This is a genomic window from Enterococcus sp. DIV2379 (assembly GCF_050542965.1).
GTDB classification, from domain to species: Bacteria; Bacillota; Bacilli; order Lactobacillales; family Enterococcaceae; genus Enterococcus_D; species Enterococcus_D entomosocium.
In genome coordinates this window covers 2,039,494-2,056,125 of sequence record NZ_CP172938.1, presented here as the reverse complement: position 1 = coordinate 2,056,125, position 16,632 = coordinate 2,039,494, and the positions used below count along the sequence as shown (strand labels likewise).

16 protein-coding genes are annotated in these 16,632 nt (G+C 42.1%); 12 read left to right on the top strand and 4 right to left on the bottom strand.

What is annotated here, in order from left to right; translation table 11 throughout:
- Positions 1 to 64 precede the first annotated feature (64 nt).
- Positions 65 to 985: a MurR/RpiR family transcriptional regulator gene (locus IGI92_RS09535; RefSeq protein ID WP_005235454.1), complete on the bottom strand. Its 921-nt coding sequence runs from the start codon at positions 983 to 985 to the stop codon at positions 65 to 67.
- A gap of 260 nt (positions 986 to 1,245) precedes the next feature.
- On the opposite strand from IGI92_RS09535, the gene IGI92_RS09530 reads away from it, so the two are divergent.
- Positions 1,246 to 2,637 (top strand): 6-phospho-beta-glucosidase, encoded by a 1,392-nt coding sequence (locus IGI92_RS09530; RefSeq protein WP_005235456.1) that lies wholly within the window; start codon positions 1,246 to 1,248, stop codon positions 2,635 to 2,637.
- A gap of 20 nt (positions 2,638 to 2,657) precedes the next feature.
- The gene (locus tag IGI92_RS09525; RefSeq protein WP_008378424.1) at positions 2,658 to 4,091 is read left to right on the top strand and encodes a 6-phospho-beta-glucosidase; all 1,434 of its coding nucleotides are present in this window, start codon (positions 2,658 to 2,660) and stop codon (positions 4,089 to 4,091) included.
- Positions 4,092 to 4,322: 231 nt separating this feature from the next.
- Here IGI92_RS09525 and IGI92_RS09520 read toward each other — a convergent pair whose 3' ends face one another.
- Entirely contained in the window at positions 4,323 to 4,793 is a 471-nt protein-coding gene (locus tag IGI92_RS09520) for a glutathione peroxidase (protein WP_196044432.1), read from the bottom strand.
- 153 nt (positions 4,794 to 4,946) lie between these two features.
- Positions 4,947 to 6,332, bottom strand: coding sequence for an MATE family efflux transporter (locus IGI92_RS09515; protein ID WP_008378420.1), 1,386 nt, complete (start codon positions 6,330 to 6,332; stop codon positions 4,947 to 4,949).
- Between the two features lie 185 nt (positions 6,333 to 6,517).
- Here IGI92_RS09515 and trxB point away from each other — a divergent pair, with 185 nt between their 5' ends.
- From trxB to thrB, 6 genes are all read left to right on the top strand, one after another.
- Entirely contained in the window at positions 6,518 to 7,450 is a 933-nt protein-coding gene (gene trxB / locus IGI92_RS09510; protein WP_008378419.1) for a thioredoxin-disulfide reductase, read from the top strand.
- A 147-nt stretch (positions 7,451 to 7,597) separates the two neighbouring features.
- Positions 7,598 to 9,325 (top strand): phospho-sugar mutase, encoded by a 1,728-nt coding sequence (locus IGI92_RS09505; RefSeq protein ID WP_301387705.1) that lies wholly within the window; start codon positions 7,598 to 7,600, stop codon positions 9,323 to 9,325.
- Positions 9,326 to 9,572: 247 nt separating this feature from the next.
- On the top strand, positions 9,573 to 9,866 hold the full coding sequence (locus IGI92_RS09500) for an ArsR/SmtB family transcription factor (protein WP_005235473.1): 294 nt from the start codon (positions 9,573 to 9,575) through the stop codon (positions 9,864 to 9,866).
- Positions 9,867 to 9,982: 116 nt separating this feature from the next.
- Complete coding sequence (locus tag IGI92_RS09495) at positions 9,983 to 11,233, top strand: homoserine dehydrogenase (RefSeq protein WP_301387707.1); 1,251 nt, start codon at positions 9,983 to 9,985, stop codon at positions 11,231 to 11,233.
- A gap of 2 nt (positions 11,234 to 11,235) precedes the next feature.
- Positions 11,236 to 12,294 carry a threonine synthase gene (gene thrC / locus IGI92_RS09490; protein ID WP_086316211.1) on the top strand — a complete coding sequence of 353 codons (1,059 nt, stop codon included), beginning with the start codon at positions 11,236 to 11,238 and terminating at the stop codon, positions 12,292 to 12,294.
- Positions 12,291 to 13,160 (top strand): homoserine kinase, encoded by an 870-nt coding sequence (gene thrB / locus IGI92_RS09485; protein ID WP_005235477.1) that lies wholly within the window; start codon positions 12,291 to 12,293, stop codon positions 13,158 to 13,160. The genes thrC and thrB overlap by 4 nt, the downstream gene beginning before the upstream one ends.
- Positions 13,161 to 13,239: 79 nt before the next feature.
- Here the strand turns inward: thrB and IGI92_RS09480 are convergent, their stop codons facing one another.
- On the bottom strand, positions 13,240 to 14,127 hold the full coding sequence (locus tag IGI92_RS09480; RefSeq protein WP_008378409.1) for a pyruvate, water dikinase regulatory protein: 888 nt from the start codon (positions 14,125 to 14,127) through the stop codon (positions 13,240 to 13,242).
- 95 nt (positions 14,128 to 14,222) lie between these two features.
- On the opposite strand from IGI92_RS09480, the gene IGI92_RS09475 reads away from it, so the two are divergent.
- From IGI92_RS09475 to IGI92_RS09460, 4 genes are all read left to right on the top strand, one after another.
- Complete coding sequence (locus IGI92_RS09475) at positions 14,223 to 14,654, top strand: Fur family transcriptional regulator (RefSeq protein WP_008378408.1); 432 nt, start codon at positions 14,223 to 14,225, stop codon at positions 14,652 to 14,654.
- A 160-nt stretch (positions 14,655 to 14,814) separates the two neighbouring features.
- Entirely contained in the window at positions 14,815 to 14,991 is a 177-nt protein-coding gene (rpsU, locus tag IGI92_RS09470) for a 30S ribosomal protein S21 (protein WP_002356740.1), read from the top strand.
- Between the two features lie 33 nt (positions 14,992 to 15,024).
- Complete coding sequence (locus IGI92_RS09465) at positions 15,025 to 15,474, top strand: GatB/YqeY domain-containing protein (RefSeq protein WP_005235483.1); 450 nt, start codon at positions 15,025 to 15,027, stop codon at positions 15,472 to 15,474.
- Positions 15,475 to 15,660: 186 nt separating this feature from the next.
- Positions 15,661 to 16,620 (top strand): PhoH family protein, encoded by a 960-nt coding sequence (locus IGI92_RS09460; RefSeq protein ID WP_016612213.1) that lies wholly within the window; start codon positions 15,661 to 15,663, stop codon positions 16,618 to 16,620.
- The last annotated feature ends 12 nt before the right edge of the window (positions 16,621 to 16,632 follow it).

The window sequence follows — 16,632 nt, the reverse complement described above, 5'->3', positions numbered from 1 at the left end:
TAACAAGTTCTACGTAAGGTTAAAAGCGATCGCCCATGTGAAGCGATCGCTTTTTGTCAGTCATTTAATTGGGAAAAAGTGAGTCTTTATAATGAAGATTTTTATCGTAGGTTGGCTCAGCGATTATCGTCGATGATGTAGGGCGCTTGTCATAAGCCATGCCAATATCGATCAAATGCTGCAAGTTTTTTTCATAATGCTCCGAAAAGACGACTGCGTACAACAAATCCAGCAAGTAGCAAACGGACGTATTGATCGTAAAGTTGGCGATCTTTGAGTAGAGCCGTTCTCTTGTCGTGATATTCAAAACACAATTACTTAATTTCGCCAAGGAGTTCTCCCCGATACTCGTCATGCCAATGATGGAAACCTGCCGCTCGGCAAGGATCTTACCGATTTCTTTGACCATTTTGTTTTCACCGGTGTAAGAAATCAAGATCGCGGTCGTATCGGAGGTACAGTTAGATGCCTCGTAAGCACTCTCGCCGAAGGTGTCGCAGACGTGAATGTTTTTTCCTAAACGCCGCATCTTCAAAACAAAGTCTTGAGAAATCAAGGTATTGGCATTACTGGCGAAGATCTTGATATGGTTGGCGTTGAGCAACGATTGTTTCGCTTTTTGTAATTCATCATGATGGATCAAGGAAAGCGTATCTTCAATCGTTGTTTGTTCAAGCTTTGCCAACTTTTTGGCGATGGTCATAATGCCGTCATGGGAGGAAAAAGGGAAGTTCGCATCTACATCAGTAAAATGGCTGCTCATATAAGTTTGCTCTTCCACAAAGGCCGTTTTTAAGTCGAGCCAACCATTGAAGCCTAATTTTTTGGCAATCCGAATAAAAGTAGAAGGATGAACGTAGGTCTTTTCTGACAATTCCTTAATGGTTTGATCCGCCATCGCAGTCGGGTTGGCTAATAAATAATCGATCAACGATCGTTCCGCTGGTGCTAGTTTGATTTGGCGCATTTTTTCTTGTAACAACATGGTATATATGCTCCTTTTTACATTTTTTTATGATTATTTGTAAATGGTTTTTACAAAAATTCGTTTTTATTCAGTACCTAGCGAATCGTTTACATCCTAATTATTCCTTATTTGATGCTCTTTGTAAATCTTTTTTACAAAACATCTGCAAGAAGAAGCGAGATTTGCAAACGCTTTTTCTAAATATGCTATTTACATTGATTCAAATGTTTTTATGAATGATAATAAGAATGTAAATAAAATAGCAAAGGAGCAATACAATGACAAAAGGAATTAAAATTGCAACCATTGGTGGCGGCAGCAGCTATACCCCGGAGTTAATGGAAGGCTTTATCAAACGCTATGAAGAATTGCCGATTCGTGAGATTTGGCTAGTAGATATCGAAGCAGGAAAAGAAAAATTAGCAATCGTTGGTGCGATGGCACAACGGATGTGGGATGCGTCACCCTACGATGTAAAAATCCACATGACATTGGATCGAGAAGAAGCGTTAAAAGATGCTGATTTCGTTACGACTCAATTCCGAGTAGGATTGCTGAATGCCCGTATCAAAGATGAACGAATTCCTGCCTATTACGGCATGATTGGTCAAGAAACCAACGGCCCTGGTGGTATGTTCAAAGCGTTTCGTACGGTTCCAATCATTCTTGAAATCGTTGAAGATATGAAACGCTTGTGTCCCGATGCCTGGTTGATCAACTTTGCGAATCCAAGCGGTATGGTGACTGAAGCAATCGTGCGTTACGGAAAATGGGACAAAGTGATCGGGTTGTGTAATGTGCCAGTCATGGCAACCATGATTGAGCCAGCCTTGATCGGTAAAGAACCGGACGAATTGATCTACAAATTTGCAGGATTGAATCACTTCCATTGGCACAAAGTTGCTGATTCACACGGCAACGATGTAACGATGGACATTATTGATAAAATGTATGAAGAAGACAATGGCTTACCGAAGAATATCTTTGATGTACCATTTTACAAAGAACAGCTGGAACAAATGAAGATGATTCCTTGCGGGTATCACCGTTATTACTATCGTCAAGAAGAAATGTTGAATCATGCGATCGAAGAGTACAAGACTGTCGGTACACGCGCACAGCAAGTGAAACAAACCGAAGCCGAATTGTTTGAGTTGTACAAAGATCCTGAATTGGATCATAAACCAGAACAGCTGCAAAAACGTGGTGGTGCTTACTACTCAGATGCAGCGTGTGAAACGATTGCTTCCATTTATGCCAATAAAAATACCCAAATCGTCGTTTCAACCAAAAATGAAGGCGCCGTTCCAGATCTTCCTGCCGATTGCGTAGTCGAAGTAACAGCTTACGTTGGCGGACAAGGGGCTAGAAATGTTGCCTTTGGTGAGTTACCGACAGCTGAAAAAGGTTGGTTACAGGTAATGAAAGCAATGGAATTATTAACGATCGAAGCAGCTGTGACGGGGGATTACAATATCGCATTACAAGCCTTCACCATCAACCCATTGGTTCCATCAGGTGATACGGCAAAACGTGTCATGGACGAACTGTTTATTGCCCACAAAGATCACTTGCCTAAATTTAAGGAAACGATCGCACGTCTTGAAAAAGAAGGCGTAGAAGTACAAGATGAAGTAGCCCGCGAACTTGATCGCGAACTAGTTAAATAAAGAGAAAGTAGGAAAGAAACATGGCATTTAGAAAAGACTTTTTATGGGGCGGCGCAACAGCTGCCAATCAATGTGAAGGAGGCTACCAAGAAGGCGGACGCGGCTTGGCAAACGTTGACGTGGTACCGATCGGCAAAGATCGTTTTCCAGTCATTACTGGTCAAATGAAAATGTTCGATTTTGATGACGAACATTTCTACCCAGCAAAAGAAGCGATCGATATGTATCATCGCTACAAAGAAGACATCGCGCTATTTGGCGAAATGGGCTTTAAAACCTACCGTTTGTCGATCGCTTGGAGTCGGATTTTCCCTAAAGGGGATGAAACAGAACCAAATGAAGACGGCTTGAAGTTCTATGAAGATCTTTTCAAAGAATGCCACAAATATGGGATCGAACCATTAGTAACGATCACTCACTTTGATTGCCCAATGCATTTAGTTGAAAAATACGGAGCATGGCGTTCTCGTGAATTAGTCGGATTCTATGAAAACTTGTGTAACGTGATTTTCAACCGCTACAAAGGATTAGTAAAATACTGGTTGACCTTCAACGAAATCAACATGATTCTACATGCGCCATTTATGGGAGCGGGACTTTATTTTGAAGAAGGCGATAACGTTGAGCAAGTGAAATATCAAGCGGCTCACCACGAGTTGTTGGCATCCGCAATCGCAACGAAAATCGCTCACGAAGTTGATCCTGAAAACAAAGTAGGTTGTATGCTGGCTGCTGGCGCGTACTATCCATATACAAGCAAACCAGAAGATGTCTGGGAATCACGCAAAGCAGATCGCGAAAACTATTTCTTTATTGATGTTCAATCACGTGGGGAATATCCACAATATGCGCTGAAAGAAATGGAACGCAATGGGATCGAAATCAAAATGGAAGAAGGCGACCTTGAGCTGTTGAAAGCTCACACCGTAGACTTTATTTCTTTCTCTTACTATTCTTCACGCGTATCAACAACGGACGCTGAATTGTTAGAACAAACGGCTGGCAATATTTTTGCCTCTGTGAAAAACCCATACTTGGAAGCAAGTGAGTGGGGTTGGCAAATTGATCCACTTGGTTTGCGGATTACAATGAATGACATTTATGACCGTTACCAAAAACCATTGTTTATCGTTGAAAATGGTCTAGGCGCTGTGGATACACCAGATGCAGATGGCTATGTGGAAGATGATTACCGCATCCAATATTTGGCAGAGCATATCCAAGCAATGAAAGATGCGGTTGAACAAGATGGTGTCGACTTATTGGGTTACACGACTTGGGGTTGTATCGATTTAGTTTCAGCTGGAACAGGTGAAATGAAAAAACGCTATGGTTTCATTTATGTGGACCGTGACAATGAAGGAAACGGCACCTTGAAACGAACAAAGAAAAAATCATTTGATTGGTACAAACAAGTGATTGCTTCAAATGGTGAAGATTTATCGAATAACTAATCAAAAGAAGCTGCAGTTGATCTCGTTGAGAAATCAAAGGGGATCAACTGCAGTTTTTTTAAAGTCTTTTTGAAATCTTTGTAACGAATGGTTTCTTTAAGAAGAAATAGACATTCAGATATTTTGACAAGCGCCAATGTGATTGTTGTATAATGTTTATGTTGTAGCAATCACAAAAAGGTGACCTTAAGGATGACATGTTTTGTCCTCAAAATCGCCTTTCTCTGTTTTTTAAAGAACTTTTTCAATTTCTGGAATCATTTTTTGAGGATTTGTCTGGGGAGCGAAACGCTCAACGACTTTACCTTGGCGATCCACCAAGAATTTCGTGAAATTCCATTTAATGGCTTTTCCTAGCGTGCCAGGTGCTTCTTCTTCCAAATAGCGAAACAAGGGATCCGCGTCTTTTCCATTGATCACTGTTAACTTGTGCATCGGAAAGTCGACACCATAGGTGGTTCGGCAAGCGGCTGCGGCTTCTTCGGCTGACCCGACTTCTTGTTTGAACTGATCAGAAGGAAACCCTAAAACGACCAATCCTTGGTCTTTATAAGTTTCATAAAGACCTTGTAATTCTTTGAACTGCGGGCTCAAACCACACTTCGTAGCTGTATTGACGATCACTAGCGGTTGACCTTCGTATTTTGCTAGCGAATAAGTTTCGCCATTTTCCAATGTTGCTTGGTAGTCAAAGATTGACATAGCAAACGCTCCTTTTAATGTAAATCGTAGTCGATAGCTTCTGAGACAAGTATAGAGCAAAGTCTTCAAAAAAACCAAGCAAACTTCTTGGCGCATTTTATTTTTTATGGAAAACAAAAAAGTCCAGCAGTCACCGAGACCGCTGGACTTTAATTATGCTTCTGGCAATACTTCGGGTTCTGTTTCTTGTGGATGAACGACAGATTTAGTTTTCCATACACCGGAGTGCCAACGATAAATCATTAAGACGCTGCGCAATGCTTCGTCAATGGCATAAGCGATCCAAACGCCGATCAAGCCGAATTTAAAGACGATCGCCAGTGAATAGGAAAACGGTAAGCTGATGACCCATAGAACAACTAGACTACAGATCAATGGGAACTTCACATCGCCACTTGCATTTAAGGAACCCACAAGGATCATATTGACTGCACGCGCCGTTTCTAAAACGATCTCTACCAAAAAGACACCTTTGGCAATCTCGATCACTTCCGCGTTGGTGGTAAAGATTCCCATGATTGGCTCAATAAACAAGTAAGTCAATAAACAGATCGTTACCGAGGCAATGATCCCGATCACCATCGTGCGCATGCCTCGCTGATGCGCGCGATCGTATTCTCCAGCACCGACATTGCGGCCAATCATGATTTGATTCCCTTGACTCAATGCGGAGGCAATCAAATAAACAAATTGGGTGATAGCTGTTACGTAAGATTTTGCAATCAAGACGCTGGCACCAAGTTGAGCCACGATCATCGTCACTACGACTTGCGCTCCTTGATAGGAAAGAGACTCGCCAGAAGAAGGCAATCCGTAAGTCAAAATGTTTTTCATCACACCCCAAGAGACATTCGAGAAACGGGCAGATAAAACAGAAAAATTCACATGCTTCTTCAGCAACATTGCGGCAATTATTAAACCAATCGAATTACCAAAGACGCTAGAAAATGCCAATCCGGTCACACCAAAATTCGGTAAACCAAAGGGGCTATATAAGACAAAGTAATTCCCAATGACGGCTAGGATACTAGCAAACATCGGCACCAATAACGCAGGTTTTGTGAAACTGTGGCTACGCATGACAGCAATTATGACCGCCGTGATCGATGAAAGGAACAGACTTCCCCCATACACTTGTAAGTATCCATGACCTAAAGCAACTAATTCAGCATCCAATCCCATGAAACGAAGGAGATAGGTTGAGCCGAAAAGGAACATTAAGCTGATCAAAATCCCGATGAACAATGAGCCAAAAAGAGCGGTATTGATGACTTTCGGTATCTGGTCGCGTTTTTTCGCACCAATCAATTGTGCGATAATGATCTGAGTACCCACGGTGATGAAACCGTAAATAAAGACCGTTAAATTCAATAGTTGATTGGCAGCACTGACGGCCGCTACTGCTGGCTCGGAGTAATGAGAAATCATCCAAACGTTGACATTCCCAATAACGACCCGCAAAAATAGCTCAACAAAAATCGGCCAGCTGAGGAAAAGCAGTTCACGGTCTGATTTTCCTAAAAGTTTTTTCTTATTCAATTGTAAGGACTCCTTATTTTCTATATAATAGACGTATCGTGAAAATTTTACAAAAATTGAAAAGAAAGTCAATGTAATTTTCAAAAGTAAAAGCAGGAATATCTTATTATTTTTTGTAAGCAGATGAGTTGAAAGAATTTGCTTTTGAAAGTAAAGTATGGGTAGTCCAAATTGGAGGGAAATATATGTATGATGTAATTATCATCGGCGCAGGCCCTGCGGGGATGACAGCAGCGCTTTATGCGTCAAGATCGAATTTATCAGTACTAATGATTGAACGAGGCGCACCTGGCGGTCAAATGAACAATACGGCTGAAGTTGAAAACTACCCAGGATACGAATCAATCTTAGGCCCTGAATTAGCATTTAAAATGTATGAAGGTGCCATTAAATTTGGTGTTGAAAATGCCTATGGGATCGTTCAGAGCATCACGGATCAAGGTGAATTCAAAGAAGTTGCCACCGAAGACAAAACCTATCAAGGGAAAACAATCATCATTGCCACAGGATGCGTACATAGAAAGTTAGGCGTCAAAGGCGAAGAAGAATTCGCGGGACGCGGTGTTTCATACTGTGCGGTTTGTGACGGTGCCTTTTTCCGTAACAAACGCTTGATTGTTGTTGGCGGAGGCGACTCGGCAGTCGAAGAAGCTATCTACTTAACACAATTTGCTTCCGAAGTAACGATCGTTCACCGTCGTGACGAATTACGAGCACAAAAAATCATTCAAGATCGCGCATTTGCCAACGAGAAAATCTCTTTTATTTGGGATTCTGTTGTTGAAGAAATCAAAGGCAATGAGATGGTCGTGACTGGCGTGCAAATCAGAAACGTAAAAACGGATGAAGTGACAGAAGAAGCTGCTGGCGGTGTCTTTATCTATGTTGGTTTAGATCCGTTGACAGAACCATTCAAAGCCAGCGGTATCACGAATGATGCTGGCTGGATTTTAACCAATGAGCAGATGGAAACTTCAATTCCTGGTGTTTACGCGGTTGGCGATGTTCGTGAAAAAGGCTTGCGTCAAATCACGACGGCAGTCGGCGATGGCAGTATTGCTGGTCAACAAGTGTTTGATTTTATTGAAACACAAAAGGATGCTCAATTAACGAAATAGTTTAATGGAATCAGCTGTTATTTTTAAAGTGTCAATCACTTTTGATAGCAGCTGTTTTTATTTTTCGTTTGGTTATTCTTTGAGAAATCTGTAAGTAGTGTTATACTAATTTTAGAGCATTTTAACGGAAAAAGGAGAGGTTATTTTATGGCATGGGAACAAACATTTAATCAATGGAAAAACAGTGAACACTTAGATCCACAATTAAAAGAACAATTGACCGCATTAGAAGCAGATCCTGCGATGTTAGAAGACGCTTTTTATATGCCTTTGGAATTTGGAACTGCCGGTATGCGAGGAATTTTAGGACCTGGTATCAATCGGATGAATATTTATACGATTCGTCAAGCAACCGAAGGATTGGCTCGCTTTATGGATACACAAGATCCTGAAACAAGACGTCGTGGCGTAGCGATCGCCTATGATTCCCGTCATTTTTCACCTGAGTTCGCGATGGAAGCGGCAAAAACATTGGCAAAACACGATATTCCAGCCTTCGTCTTTGAAAGCTTACGTCCGACGCCAGAATTATCTTTTGCTGTGCGTTACTTAAAAACCTTTACTGGAATCATGATCACAGCTTCTCACAATCCAGCCGAATACAATGGCTACAAAGTATATGGGGAAGATGGTGGACAAATGCCACCAGCAGATGCGGATGCATTGACAAAATTCGTTCGGGAAATTGAAAATCCGTTAGAGATCCCTGTTTTAAGTGAAGAAGAAGCCAAAAACAGCGGCTTGATCTCTATTATTGGCGAAGAAATCGATACTGCCTATCTGAAAGAGATCAAAGAAGTCACGATCGATCAAGAATTGATCGATACGGTGGGCAAAGATTTGAAACTTGTCTATACACCACTTCACGGAACAGGGCGGATGCTTGGGGAGAAATCGTTGAAACAAGCTGGTTTCCAACAATTCATTATTGAACCTTCTCAAGCGGTTGCTGATCCAAATTTCAGTACAGTAAAATCACCGAATCCAGAAGAGCACTCTGCCTTTGAATATGCGATTGCTTTAGGAGAAAAAGAAGGTGCTGACCTGTTGATCGCAACAGATCCAGATGCCGATCGCTTAGGAGCTGCAGTAAGAATGCCAGATGGCAACTACCAAGTGTTGACAGGTAATCAGTTAGGCGCATTGATGATCCGTTACATTTTAGAAGCCCATAAAACAGCTGGGACATTGCCAGAAAATGCAGCAGTCTTAAAATCGATCGTTTCTAGTGAATTGCCAACAGCGATCGCTAAATCCTACGATGTGGATATGATCAATGTATTGACCGGCTTTAAATTTATTGCCGAAAAAATCCAACAATTTGAAAAAGACCATTCTCAAACCTTTATGTTTGGCTTTGAAGAAAGCTATGGCTACTTAGTAAAACCATTCGTACGGGACAAGGACGCGATCCAAGCGCTCGTTTTATTAGCAGAAGTGGCTGCTTTTTACAAACAATCAAACAAAACATTGTATGACGGTCTGCAAGATATTTTTGAAGAGTACGGTTATTATGCAGAAAAAACGATTTCTGTAACGATGAGCGGCATGGAAGGGGCAACTAAGATTGCTGCCTTGATGAAGACTTTCCGTGAAAAAGCACCTTCTGTCTTCGCAGGAACCCCTGTCGTACAAACAGAAGACTTTAAACTGTTGACTCGTGTGGGCTTAGATGGTCACCAACAAAAAATGACCACACCGCCTTCTGATGTTTTGAAATACACCTTGGAAGATGAAAGCTGGATTGCGGTTCGTCCTTCTGGGACCGAACCGAAAATCAAGTTTTATATTGGTGTAAAAGGCGAAACGGCAGAAGCAGCAGAACAAAAAATTGCTGATCTGCAAGCAGCGATTGAAGAAATCACAGGTGAATAAAGTCATCTGCTGCCTTCATAATCAAAAAATTGCAATTTGACTGAATGATCCGAGTGGTAGAAAAAGAAGCATTTGTTTCCCTCAACGAACAGTTGTTGAGGGACCTAAGCTTCTAAAGGGAATTTTCTGACACTTGGATCTATTCTTGTCTTTTATTTAATTACTTCTCCTTGTTTGGCGGCCGCTGATTGACAAGCCGTCTATCAAGGGCTAAAATGCAAAAGGAAATAAGAGAGGATGTGGCGCGATGACTCCGCCTAAATTAGAGGAAATTCAGCAAGTAACGCAGATTTTTAAGATGCTTAGTGATCCGACCAGATTAAAAATTTTGTTGTCCCTTCAAGAGGGTGAACGCAATGTCACTTCAATCGCGGAACAAGTACATATGGAACAATCAGCAGTCTCTCATCAGTTGAAACTATTGAAAGATAATCGGATCGTAAAGTCGGAAAGACAAGGAAAAACCATCCTTTATAGTCTTGATGACAAACATGTTGTGGATATTTTGCAAAAAACATTCGAACATATCCATCACCGTTAAAACTAGGGCGAGAATTTCTCAAAAGTCCTAGTTTTTTCTTATTGTTTTTGGTATGCTAGTGGAAATATTAAAATTAGATGAACGGTTTTTAATAACGTTTTCAGTTAGGGGGCATTATGGGTAAGCAATTGAACATTGGATTATTAGGAATGGGTGTTGTTGGCAGCGGGGTATGCCAAGTGTTGGCAGAGCAAAAAGAAGCCATTCTGGCACGCACAGGAGTCAGTGTGCAAATCACGAAAGCATTAGCTTCGCCTTATGAGGATAAGTCTGCGTTAGCAGCTAAGTATGGGTTTGCTTTGACGAATGAGGCAAATGAGTTGTTTGAAGATGAGACCATCGACGTAATTGTGGAATTGATCGGGAAGATCGATCCGGCAAAAGCGTTTATTTCAGCTGCTTTAGAAAATAAAAAGCATGTTGTGACGGCAAATAAAGATTTGATTGCCACCCATGGACCTGAACTGCTGGCAATTGCTGAAAAAGCCGGTGTTTCTCTTTATTATGAAGCCAGTGTGGGGGGAGGAATTCCGATTTTGCGCACATTGAGCACCCACTATCTACCTGATACCATCACAGGAATTTTTGGTATCGTCAATGGGACGACCAATTACATGTTGACGAAAATGACGGAAGATGGCCTGACCTATGAAGATGCGTTGTCGCAAGCTCAAGCAAAAGGCTTTGCCGAATCAGATCCTACCAATGATGTTGACGGTATCGATGCGGCTTATAAAATGGTGATCCTGACCAAATTTGCTTTTGGGAAAACAATCGACGTTGCTGATGTTGCAACAAAAGGTATTCGCGGATTAGCTGTAGAAGATATTAAGCAGGCACAAGCTTTTGGCTATGAAGTGAAATTGATTGGCGCAGCTCAAAAGACTGATGACGGTTCCCTTACTGTATCGGTTGGGCCGGTGTTAGTGCCAAAAAACCACGCCTTGGCGACGATCCAAAATGAGTTCAATGGTATTTTTATCAAAAGCGACGGAATTGATCAGTCGATGGTTTATGGACCAGGGGCTGGATCGCGTCCGACAGCCACTAGTGTGGTTGCCGATTTGACGGTATTGGCTAAAAACAAAACATTCGGGATCGTTGAACCTTTGTTAACCTTTGAAAAAGAAACAGCATTGGCTTCGGTACAAGAAGTTCCTGTGCAACACTATGTTTCCTTTTCAAGTAAAGACCTTAATGCAGCTTCTTTCCCAGAATGGTTTGAATCAAAGCACACAGCATTTGATGAAGCAAGCCAACGAATAGCTGGAATCACGAAGCCAATCAGTGAAAAGGAACTAACAGTAGCACTCAAGGCATACGCGAATACGCAAAACGTGCAAATAATGAAAGTGATGGAGGAATAAACATGTATCAAGGATTATTGCATCAATACAAAGAATATCTCCCAGTTAATGAAAATACCCCAGCATTGTCGCTGGCTGAAGGAAATACACCTCTGATTCCATTACCAAGTCTTTCAAATGAATTAGGGATCCAATTGTATGGAAAATACGAAGGCCTGAATCCGACAGGCTCATTTAAAGACCGCGGCATGGTGATGGCGGTGGCAAAAGCGGTGGAAGAAGGCGCGAAAGCGATCGTTTGTGCCTCGACAGGAAATACTAGTGCAGCCGCAGCCGCTTATGCGACCAGAGCAGGAATCAAAGCTTATGTCGTCATTCCAGAGGGCAAGATCGCTATGGGGAAACTGGCGCAAGCGATCGTTTATGGAGCGGACATCATTTCGATTCCAGGAAACTTTGATGAAGCGTTAAAAGCAGTCCGGGATATTGCGAAAACAGAAGCTGTGGCATTAGTGAACTCTGTCAATCCTTATCGTTTAGAAGGACAAAAAACAGCTGCCTTTGAAGTATGCGAACAGCTAGGACAGGCGCCTGATGTTCTTGCAATTCCAGTTGGTAATGCTGGGAATATCTCGGCTTATTGGAAAGGATTCAAAGAATGGCATGAGAAAAAAGGCACCACGTTGCCAAGAATGCATGGGTTTGAGGCAGAAGGTGCGGCTGCCATCGTTCGTGGGGAAGTCATTGAACAGCCGGAAACCATCGCTACAGCGATTCGTATCGGCAATCCAGCCAGCTGGCAGTTGGCAGAAGCCGCTCGTGATGAATCAAAAGGATACATCGATGCAGTAACCGATGAGGAAATTTTGAATGCGTATCGTAAAATTGCTGCGCAAGATGGTGTGTTTATTGAACCAGGCTCTGCTGCCTCGCTTGCTGGTGTCATCCAGCACGTGAAAGCAGGAAAAATCAAATCAGGTGAAACTGTCGTTGCTGTCTTTACTGGAAACGGGCTGAAAGATCCTGATACAGCAATTAAAGCAACGGAAGTAACCATCAATAAAATGAGTGATTTAGAAGAAATGCGTCAGCATCTTCGTGAAGGAGTTGCCAATCTATGAAGATCCGCGTTCCTGCAACCAGTGCGAATTTAGGGCCTGGCTTTGATTCCTGCGGGATTGCCCTGTCAAAGTATTTGTTCATCGAAGTTTTAAAAGAAAACGATACATGGGAAATCATCCATGAGCTAGGCTCAGAGATCCCAAACGATGAAACTAACTTACTTTTGCGTGTGGCACTAAAATTAGCACCAGACATGAAACCCCTGAAGATCCGTATGAGTTCGGATATTCCTTTGGCACGAGGCTTAGGCAGTAGTTCCTCGGTGATCGTCGCTGGTATTGAACTAGCCAACCGAATGGCCCACATGAATCTGAGTGCAGCACAAAAGCTTGAGATCGCAACTGCCATTGAAGGGCATCCTGACAATGTTGGACCAGCGATCTATGGAGATTTTGCAGTTGCTGCTTATGACCATCAGCACAAGCATACGTATTTAGTAAAGCATCATTTTCCAGAGTGCGAGATCATTGCCTATATTCCTCATGAAGAACTTTTGACTGAAGAAAGTCGTCAAGTCTTGCCGCAAACACTTTCTCACGAGCAAGCAGTTGAGGCCAGTGCGATCGCCAACGTGATGATCGCAGCGGTCATCAATGGCAATCTGCCTCTTGCAGGGAAATTGATGCAGCAGGATCGCTTTCATGAAGCCTATCGGGAAAAGCTTGTGCCACACTTGTCGACCATTCGCCAGATTTGCGAAGAAGAAGGCGGCTATGGCTGTTTCTTAAGCGGCGCTGGACCAACGGTCTTAGCGATCGTCCCAGAGGAACGGGCAGAACGAATCTCAAAACTTTTACATGCCTTGGAGAGCAATGCGTATATCGAACAATTACAAATCGATCGTGAAGGGCTGCAAGTTTTTTAAAAAACTTTGAAATGATAGATATTCTAAAAAAGATGAGCAGACGGCAGTCTGTTCATCTTTTTTTATTGCGTTATCGTTATCAGTCTTTTGTCTCTGAAGTGTAATAGCTATGGTCTTCTAAGTTTAATGCATTTAAAATCATTGAGGCGGTTTCTTCGATGGAAAGGGAAGCGACATTGATCACGACACAACCTAATTTCTCATAAAGATCATTAGCAAACGTCAGCTCTGCTTTGATTTTTTCAATATCGGAATATGCAGAGTCAGGGTTCAGGCCGTAAGAACGCATCCGTTCTTTGCGGATACTGTTTAACACATTCGGATCGTTTGTTAACCCGACGATTTTTTTCGGATCGATTTCCCAGAGCTGTTTCGGGATGTGGGCTTGTGGAACCAAAGGCAAATTAGCGACTTTTAAGTTTTTGTTCGCTAAAAATAGACTCAACGGTGTTTTTGAGGTTCGAGAAACCCCTAGTAACACGACATCTGCTTCCAAGAAGCCACGAGGGTCTTTTCCGTCATCGTACATGACCGCAAATTCCATGGCTTTGATGCGTTTGAAATAATTTTCGTTCAGGTGGTGCAAAGCCCCTGGCTCTCGTGAAGGTGCTACTCCAGTGCGGCGTGCCACTTCACTGACAGGCGGTGTTAATACGTCGAAATGATAGAGATCCGCTTCTTCACAAAAATGATTCGTCAAATCCACGAGTTCTTCTTTGATCAAAGTGTGAAGAATAATGGCATTGTGTTTCTTAGCATCTGATAATGCTTTGATCAAGTGCTCTTTCGTGTGGATAAATGTGCGTCTAAAAAGGTTAAATTCGACGCTGGGGTACTGTGCCATTGTCGCTTGGGCAAGCTTCGATGCTGTTTCACCGGCAGAGTCCGACAAAACGAACATCGTCACTGCAGCACTGGTTTGCAATTTTTCTTGCAAGTCTAGTTGTTCTGGTTCATTTGGCTTCATAAGAAAAATCCTCTCTTGCTTTTTTATTGATTTCATTATACCATACTTAAGATTGATAGAATCGGAATGATTTTGATTTATCAGGAGGGTCTACGATGAAAAATCAAACGCTCATAGAGCATGCCATGACAACGTTGAAAGAAAATGGCTTTAAAAATACGAAAAAAAGAGAAGCGATCATTACCTATTTAGTGAAACGCAATCGCTATTTACCGGCAAAAGAAATTCACGAATACATGTCGGAAAAGTACCCTGGCTTGAGTTATGATACGATCTACCGGAATTTGCACGATTTTTCTGAGATCGGTATTTTAGAAGAAACAGAACTGAACGGTGAGATGAAGTTTCGCTATAACTGTTGTGCAGAATTAGAAGACCATCATCACCATCACTTTATTTGCACGGTTTGTGGCAAAACAAAAGAACTGCATATTTGCCCAATGGACTTCTTTCAAGAACAGCTTCCCGGTTGTTTGATCGAGGGTCATCGCTTCGAGATTTTGGGTCGTTGTGAAGAATGTCAATGAAAACCCAAACAAACTTGACAGTATCGAAGACTTTTTTAACAGAATGCCTTGACACTTTTTCAGGGGTTAGCTATAATTTTTAAAGGACAGTCGTGTTTTTTGGGATTTTATTTCAATAACAACTACGGTTACTTTTTAAGCTCGGAGGGAGGGAATTTACATGTCAAAAACAGTCGTTCGCAAAAACGAATCACTTGACGATGCTCTTCGTCGCTTCAAACGTTCCGTGTCAAAAGCGGGTACTTTACAGGAATCTCGTAAACGTGAATTTTACGAAAAACCTAGCGTAAAGCGTAAGAAAAAATCTGAAGCAGCTAGAAAACGCAAAAAATTCTAATTTTCTACTGTTTTGAGAATTGGAGCTGGTAGTGTGACACTACTAAGTACACTGAATGATGACATGAAGACAGCGATGAAAGCCAAAGACAAGGAAACCTTGCAGGTGATCCGCATGTTGAAAGCATCAATTCAAAATGAGCAGATCAAAAAAGGTTCTGACTTGAATGAAGAAGAAGAGTTGACCGTTTTATCTCGTGAGATGAAGCAACGTCGGGACTCTTTACATGAGTTTGAGAAAGCTGACCGAAATGATCTAGCTGAGAAAGTCAAAGTTGAAATTGCAGTTGTTGAAAAATATTTGCCAGCACAACTTGATGAAGCGGAAATCCGCCAAATCGTTGCTGGAGCGATTGAAAAGACTGGTGCTTCTTCTTCCAAAGAATTTGGAAAAGTGATGGGTGCTGTAATGCCGCAAGTCAAAGGCAAAGCAGACGGCAATCAAGTCAATGCGATCGTTAAAGAATTATTGGATCAAATGTAAGCTCACGCCGCGAGTATGGATGACATGCTCGCGGCTTTTTTTCTGATTTCAAAAACTTAAAAAAAGCATAAGGACAAAAAGGAAACTACCCTTGGACTTTATAAGTAATTTTTCTTTTTTGCATCTTATGTTATTATTAATAAGAACGCCAAAAAAGGAGCTGTAACATATTTGACAGACAAAACTATGACGATCGAGATAACACTTAGTGAGAACGATGACGTTCGTTTACTCTTAGGTGCTCACGATAAGAACATTAAAATCATTGAAGACTCGACGGGGACGGTCATTCACACTCGTGGGGAGCTGATCCAAATCGTCGGCGAAGCGGAAGCTACAGAAAAAGCACAATCCGTGATCCGAGCGTTGCAAGAGTTGATCAAACGAGGCATCAATATCAGTACTCCTGATGTGATCACAGCTTTGAACATGGTAAACAAAGGCAGTCTTGATTATTTCAAAGATATGTATGAAGAAGAAATCATCAAGGACCGTAATGGGAAACCGATTCGGGCAAAAAATGCCGGTCAAAAGAAATATATCGAAGCTGTCCGTAAACATGATGTGGTCTTTGGGGTCGGACCAGCCGGAACCGGAAAAACCTTTCTGGCCGTCGTAATGGCGATCGCTGCTTTAAAGAAAGGTCAAGTGCAAAAGATTATTTTGACACGGCCCGCGGTTGAAGCAGGAGAGAACCTTGGCTTTCTGCCAGGCGATTTGAAAGAAAAAGTCGATCCTTACTTACGCCCCGTTTATGATGCGTTGTATCAAATTTTTGGGATGGATCATACGAACCGTCTGATGGAACGAGGCGTCATTGAGATCGCACCATTGGCATATATGCGTGGACGTACGCTAGAAGATGCCTTTGTCATTTTAGATGAAGCGCAAAATACGACGATCGCTCAAATGAAAATGTTTCTGACGCGTTTAGGATTCAACTCCAAAATGATCGTCAATGGCGATACGAGTCAGATCGACTTGCCAAAAGGGACTTTAAGCGGTTTGATCCATGCGGAGCGAACGTTGCAGGAGATCCCTAAAATTGCTTTTGCTAATTTTGAAGCAGGAGATGTGGTGCGGCACCCAGTTGTGGCCGATATCATTCGAGCTTATGAAGAAGCAGATCTTAAAGACAAGCGCTGATCGTCTTTCAGG

Bases quoted from the DNA above. Each gene is read 5' to 3' on its own strand.
- IGI92_RS09535 (WP_005235454.1), bottom strand. From the start codon at position 985: ATGTTGTTACAAGAAAAAATGCGCCAAATCAAACTAGCACCAGCGGAA.
- IGI92_RS09530 (WP_005235456.1), top strand. From the start codon at position 1,246: ATGACAAAAGGAATTAAAATTGCAACCATTGGTGGCGGCAGCAGCTAT.
- IGI92_RS09525 (WP_008378424.1), top strand. From the start codon at position 2,658: ATGGCATTTAGAAAAGACTTTTTATGGGGCGGCGCAACAGCTGCCAAT.
- IGI92_RS09520 (WP_196044432.1), bottom strand. From the start codon at position 4,793: ATGTCAATCTTTGACTACCAAGCAACATTGGAAAATGGCGAAACTTAT.
- trxB (WP_008378419.1), top strand. From the start codon at position 6,518: ATGTATGATGTAATTATCATCGGCGCAGGCCCTGCGGGGATGACAGCA.
- IGI92_RS09505 (WP_301387705.1), top strand. From the start codon at position 7,598: ATGGCATGGGAACAAACATTTAATCAATGGAAAAACAGTGAACACTTA.
- IGI92_RS09500 (WP_005235473.1), top strand. From the start codon at position 9,573: ATGACTCCGCCTAAATTAGAGGAAATTCAGCAAGTAACGCAGATTTTT.
- IGI92_RS09495 (WP_301387707.1), top strand. From the start codon at position 9,983: ATGGGTAAGCAATTGAACATTGGATTATTAGGAATGGGTGTTGTTGGC.
- thrC (WP_086316211.1), top strand. From the start codon at position 11,236: ATGTATCAAGGATTATTGCATCAATACAAAGAATATCTCCCAGTTAAT.
- thrB (WP_005235477.1), top strand. From the start codon at position 12,291: ATGAAGATCCGCGTTCCTGCAACCAGTGCGAATTTAGGGCCTGGCTTT.
- IGI92_RS09480 (WP_008378409.1), bottom strand. From the start codon at position 14,127: ATGAAGCCAAATGAACCAGAACAACTAGACTTGCAAGAAAAATTGCAA.
- IGI92_RS09475 (WP_008378408.1), top strand. From the start codon at position 14,223: ATGAAAAATCAAACGCTCATAGAGCATGCCATGACAACGTTGAAAGAA.
- rpsU (WP_002356740.1), top strand. From the start codon at position 14,815: ATGTCAAAAACAGTCGTTCGCAAAAACGAATCACTTGACGATGCTCTT.
- IGI92_RS09460 (WP_016612213.1), top strand. From the start codon at position 15,661: ATGACGATCGAGATAACACTTAGTGAGAACGATGACGTTCGTTTACTC.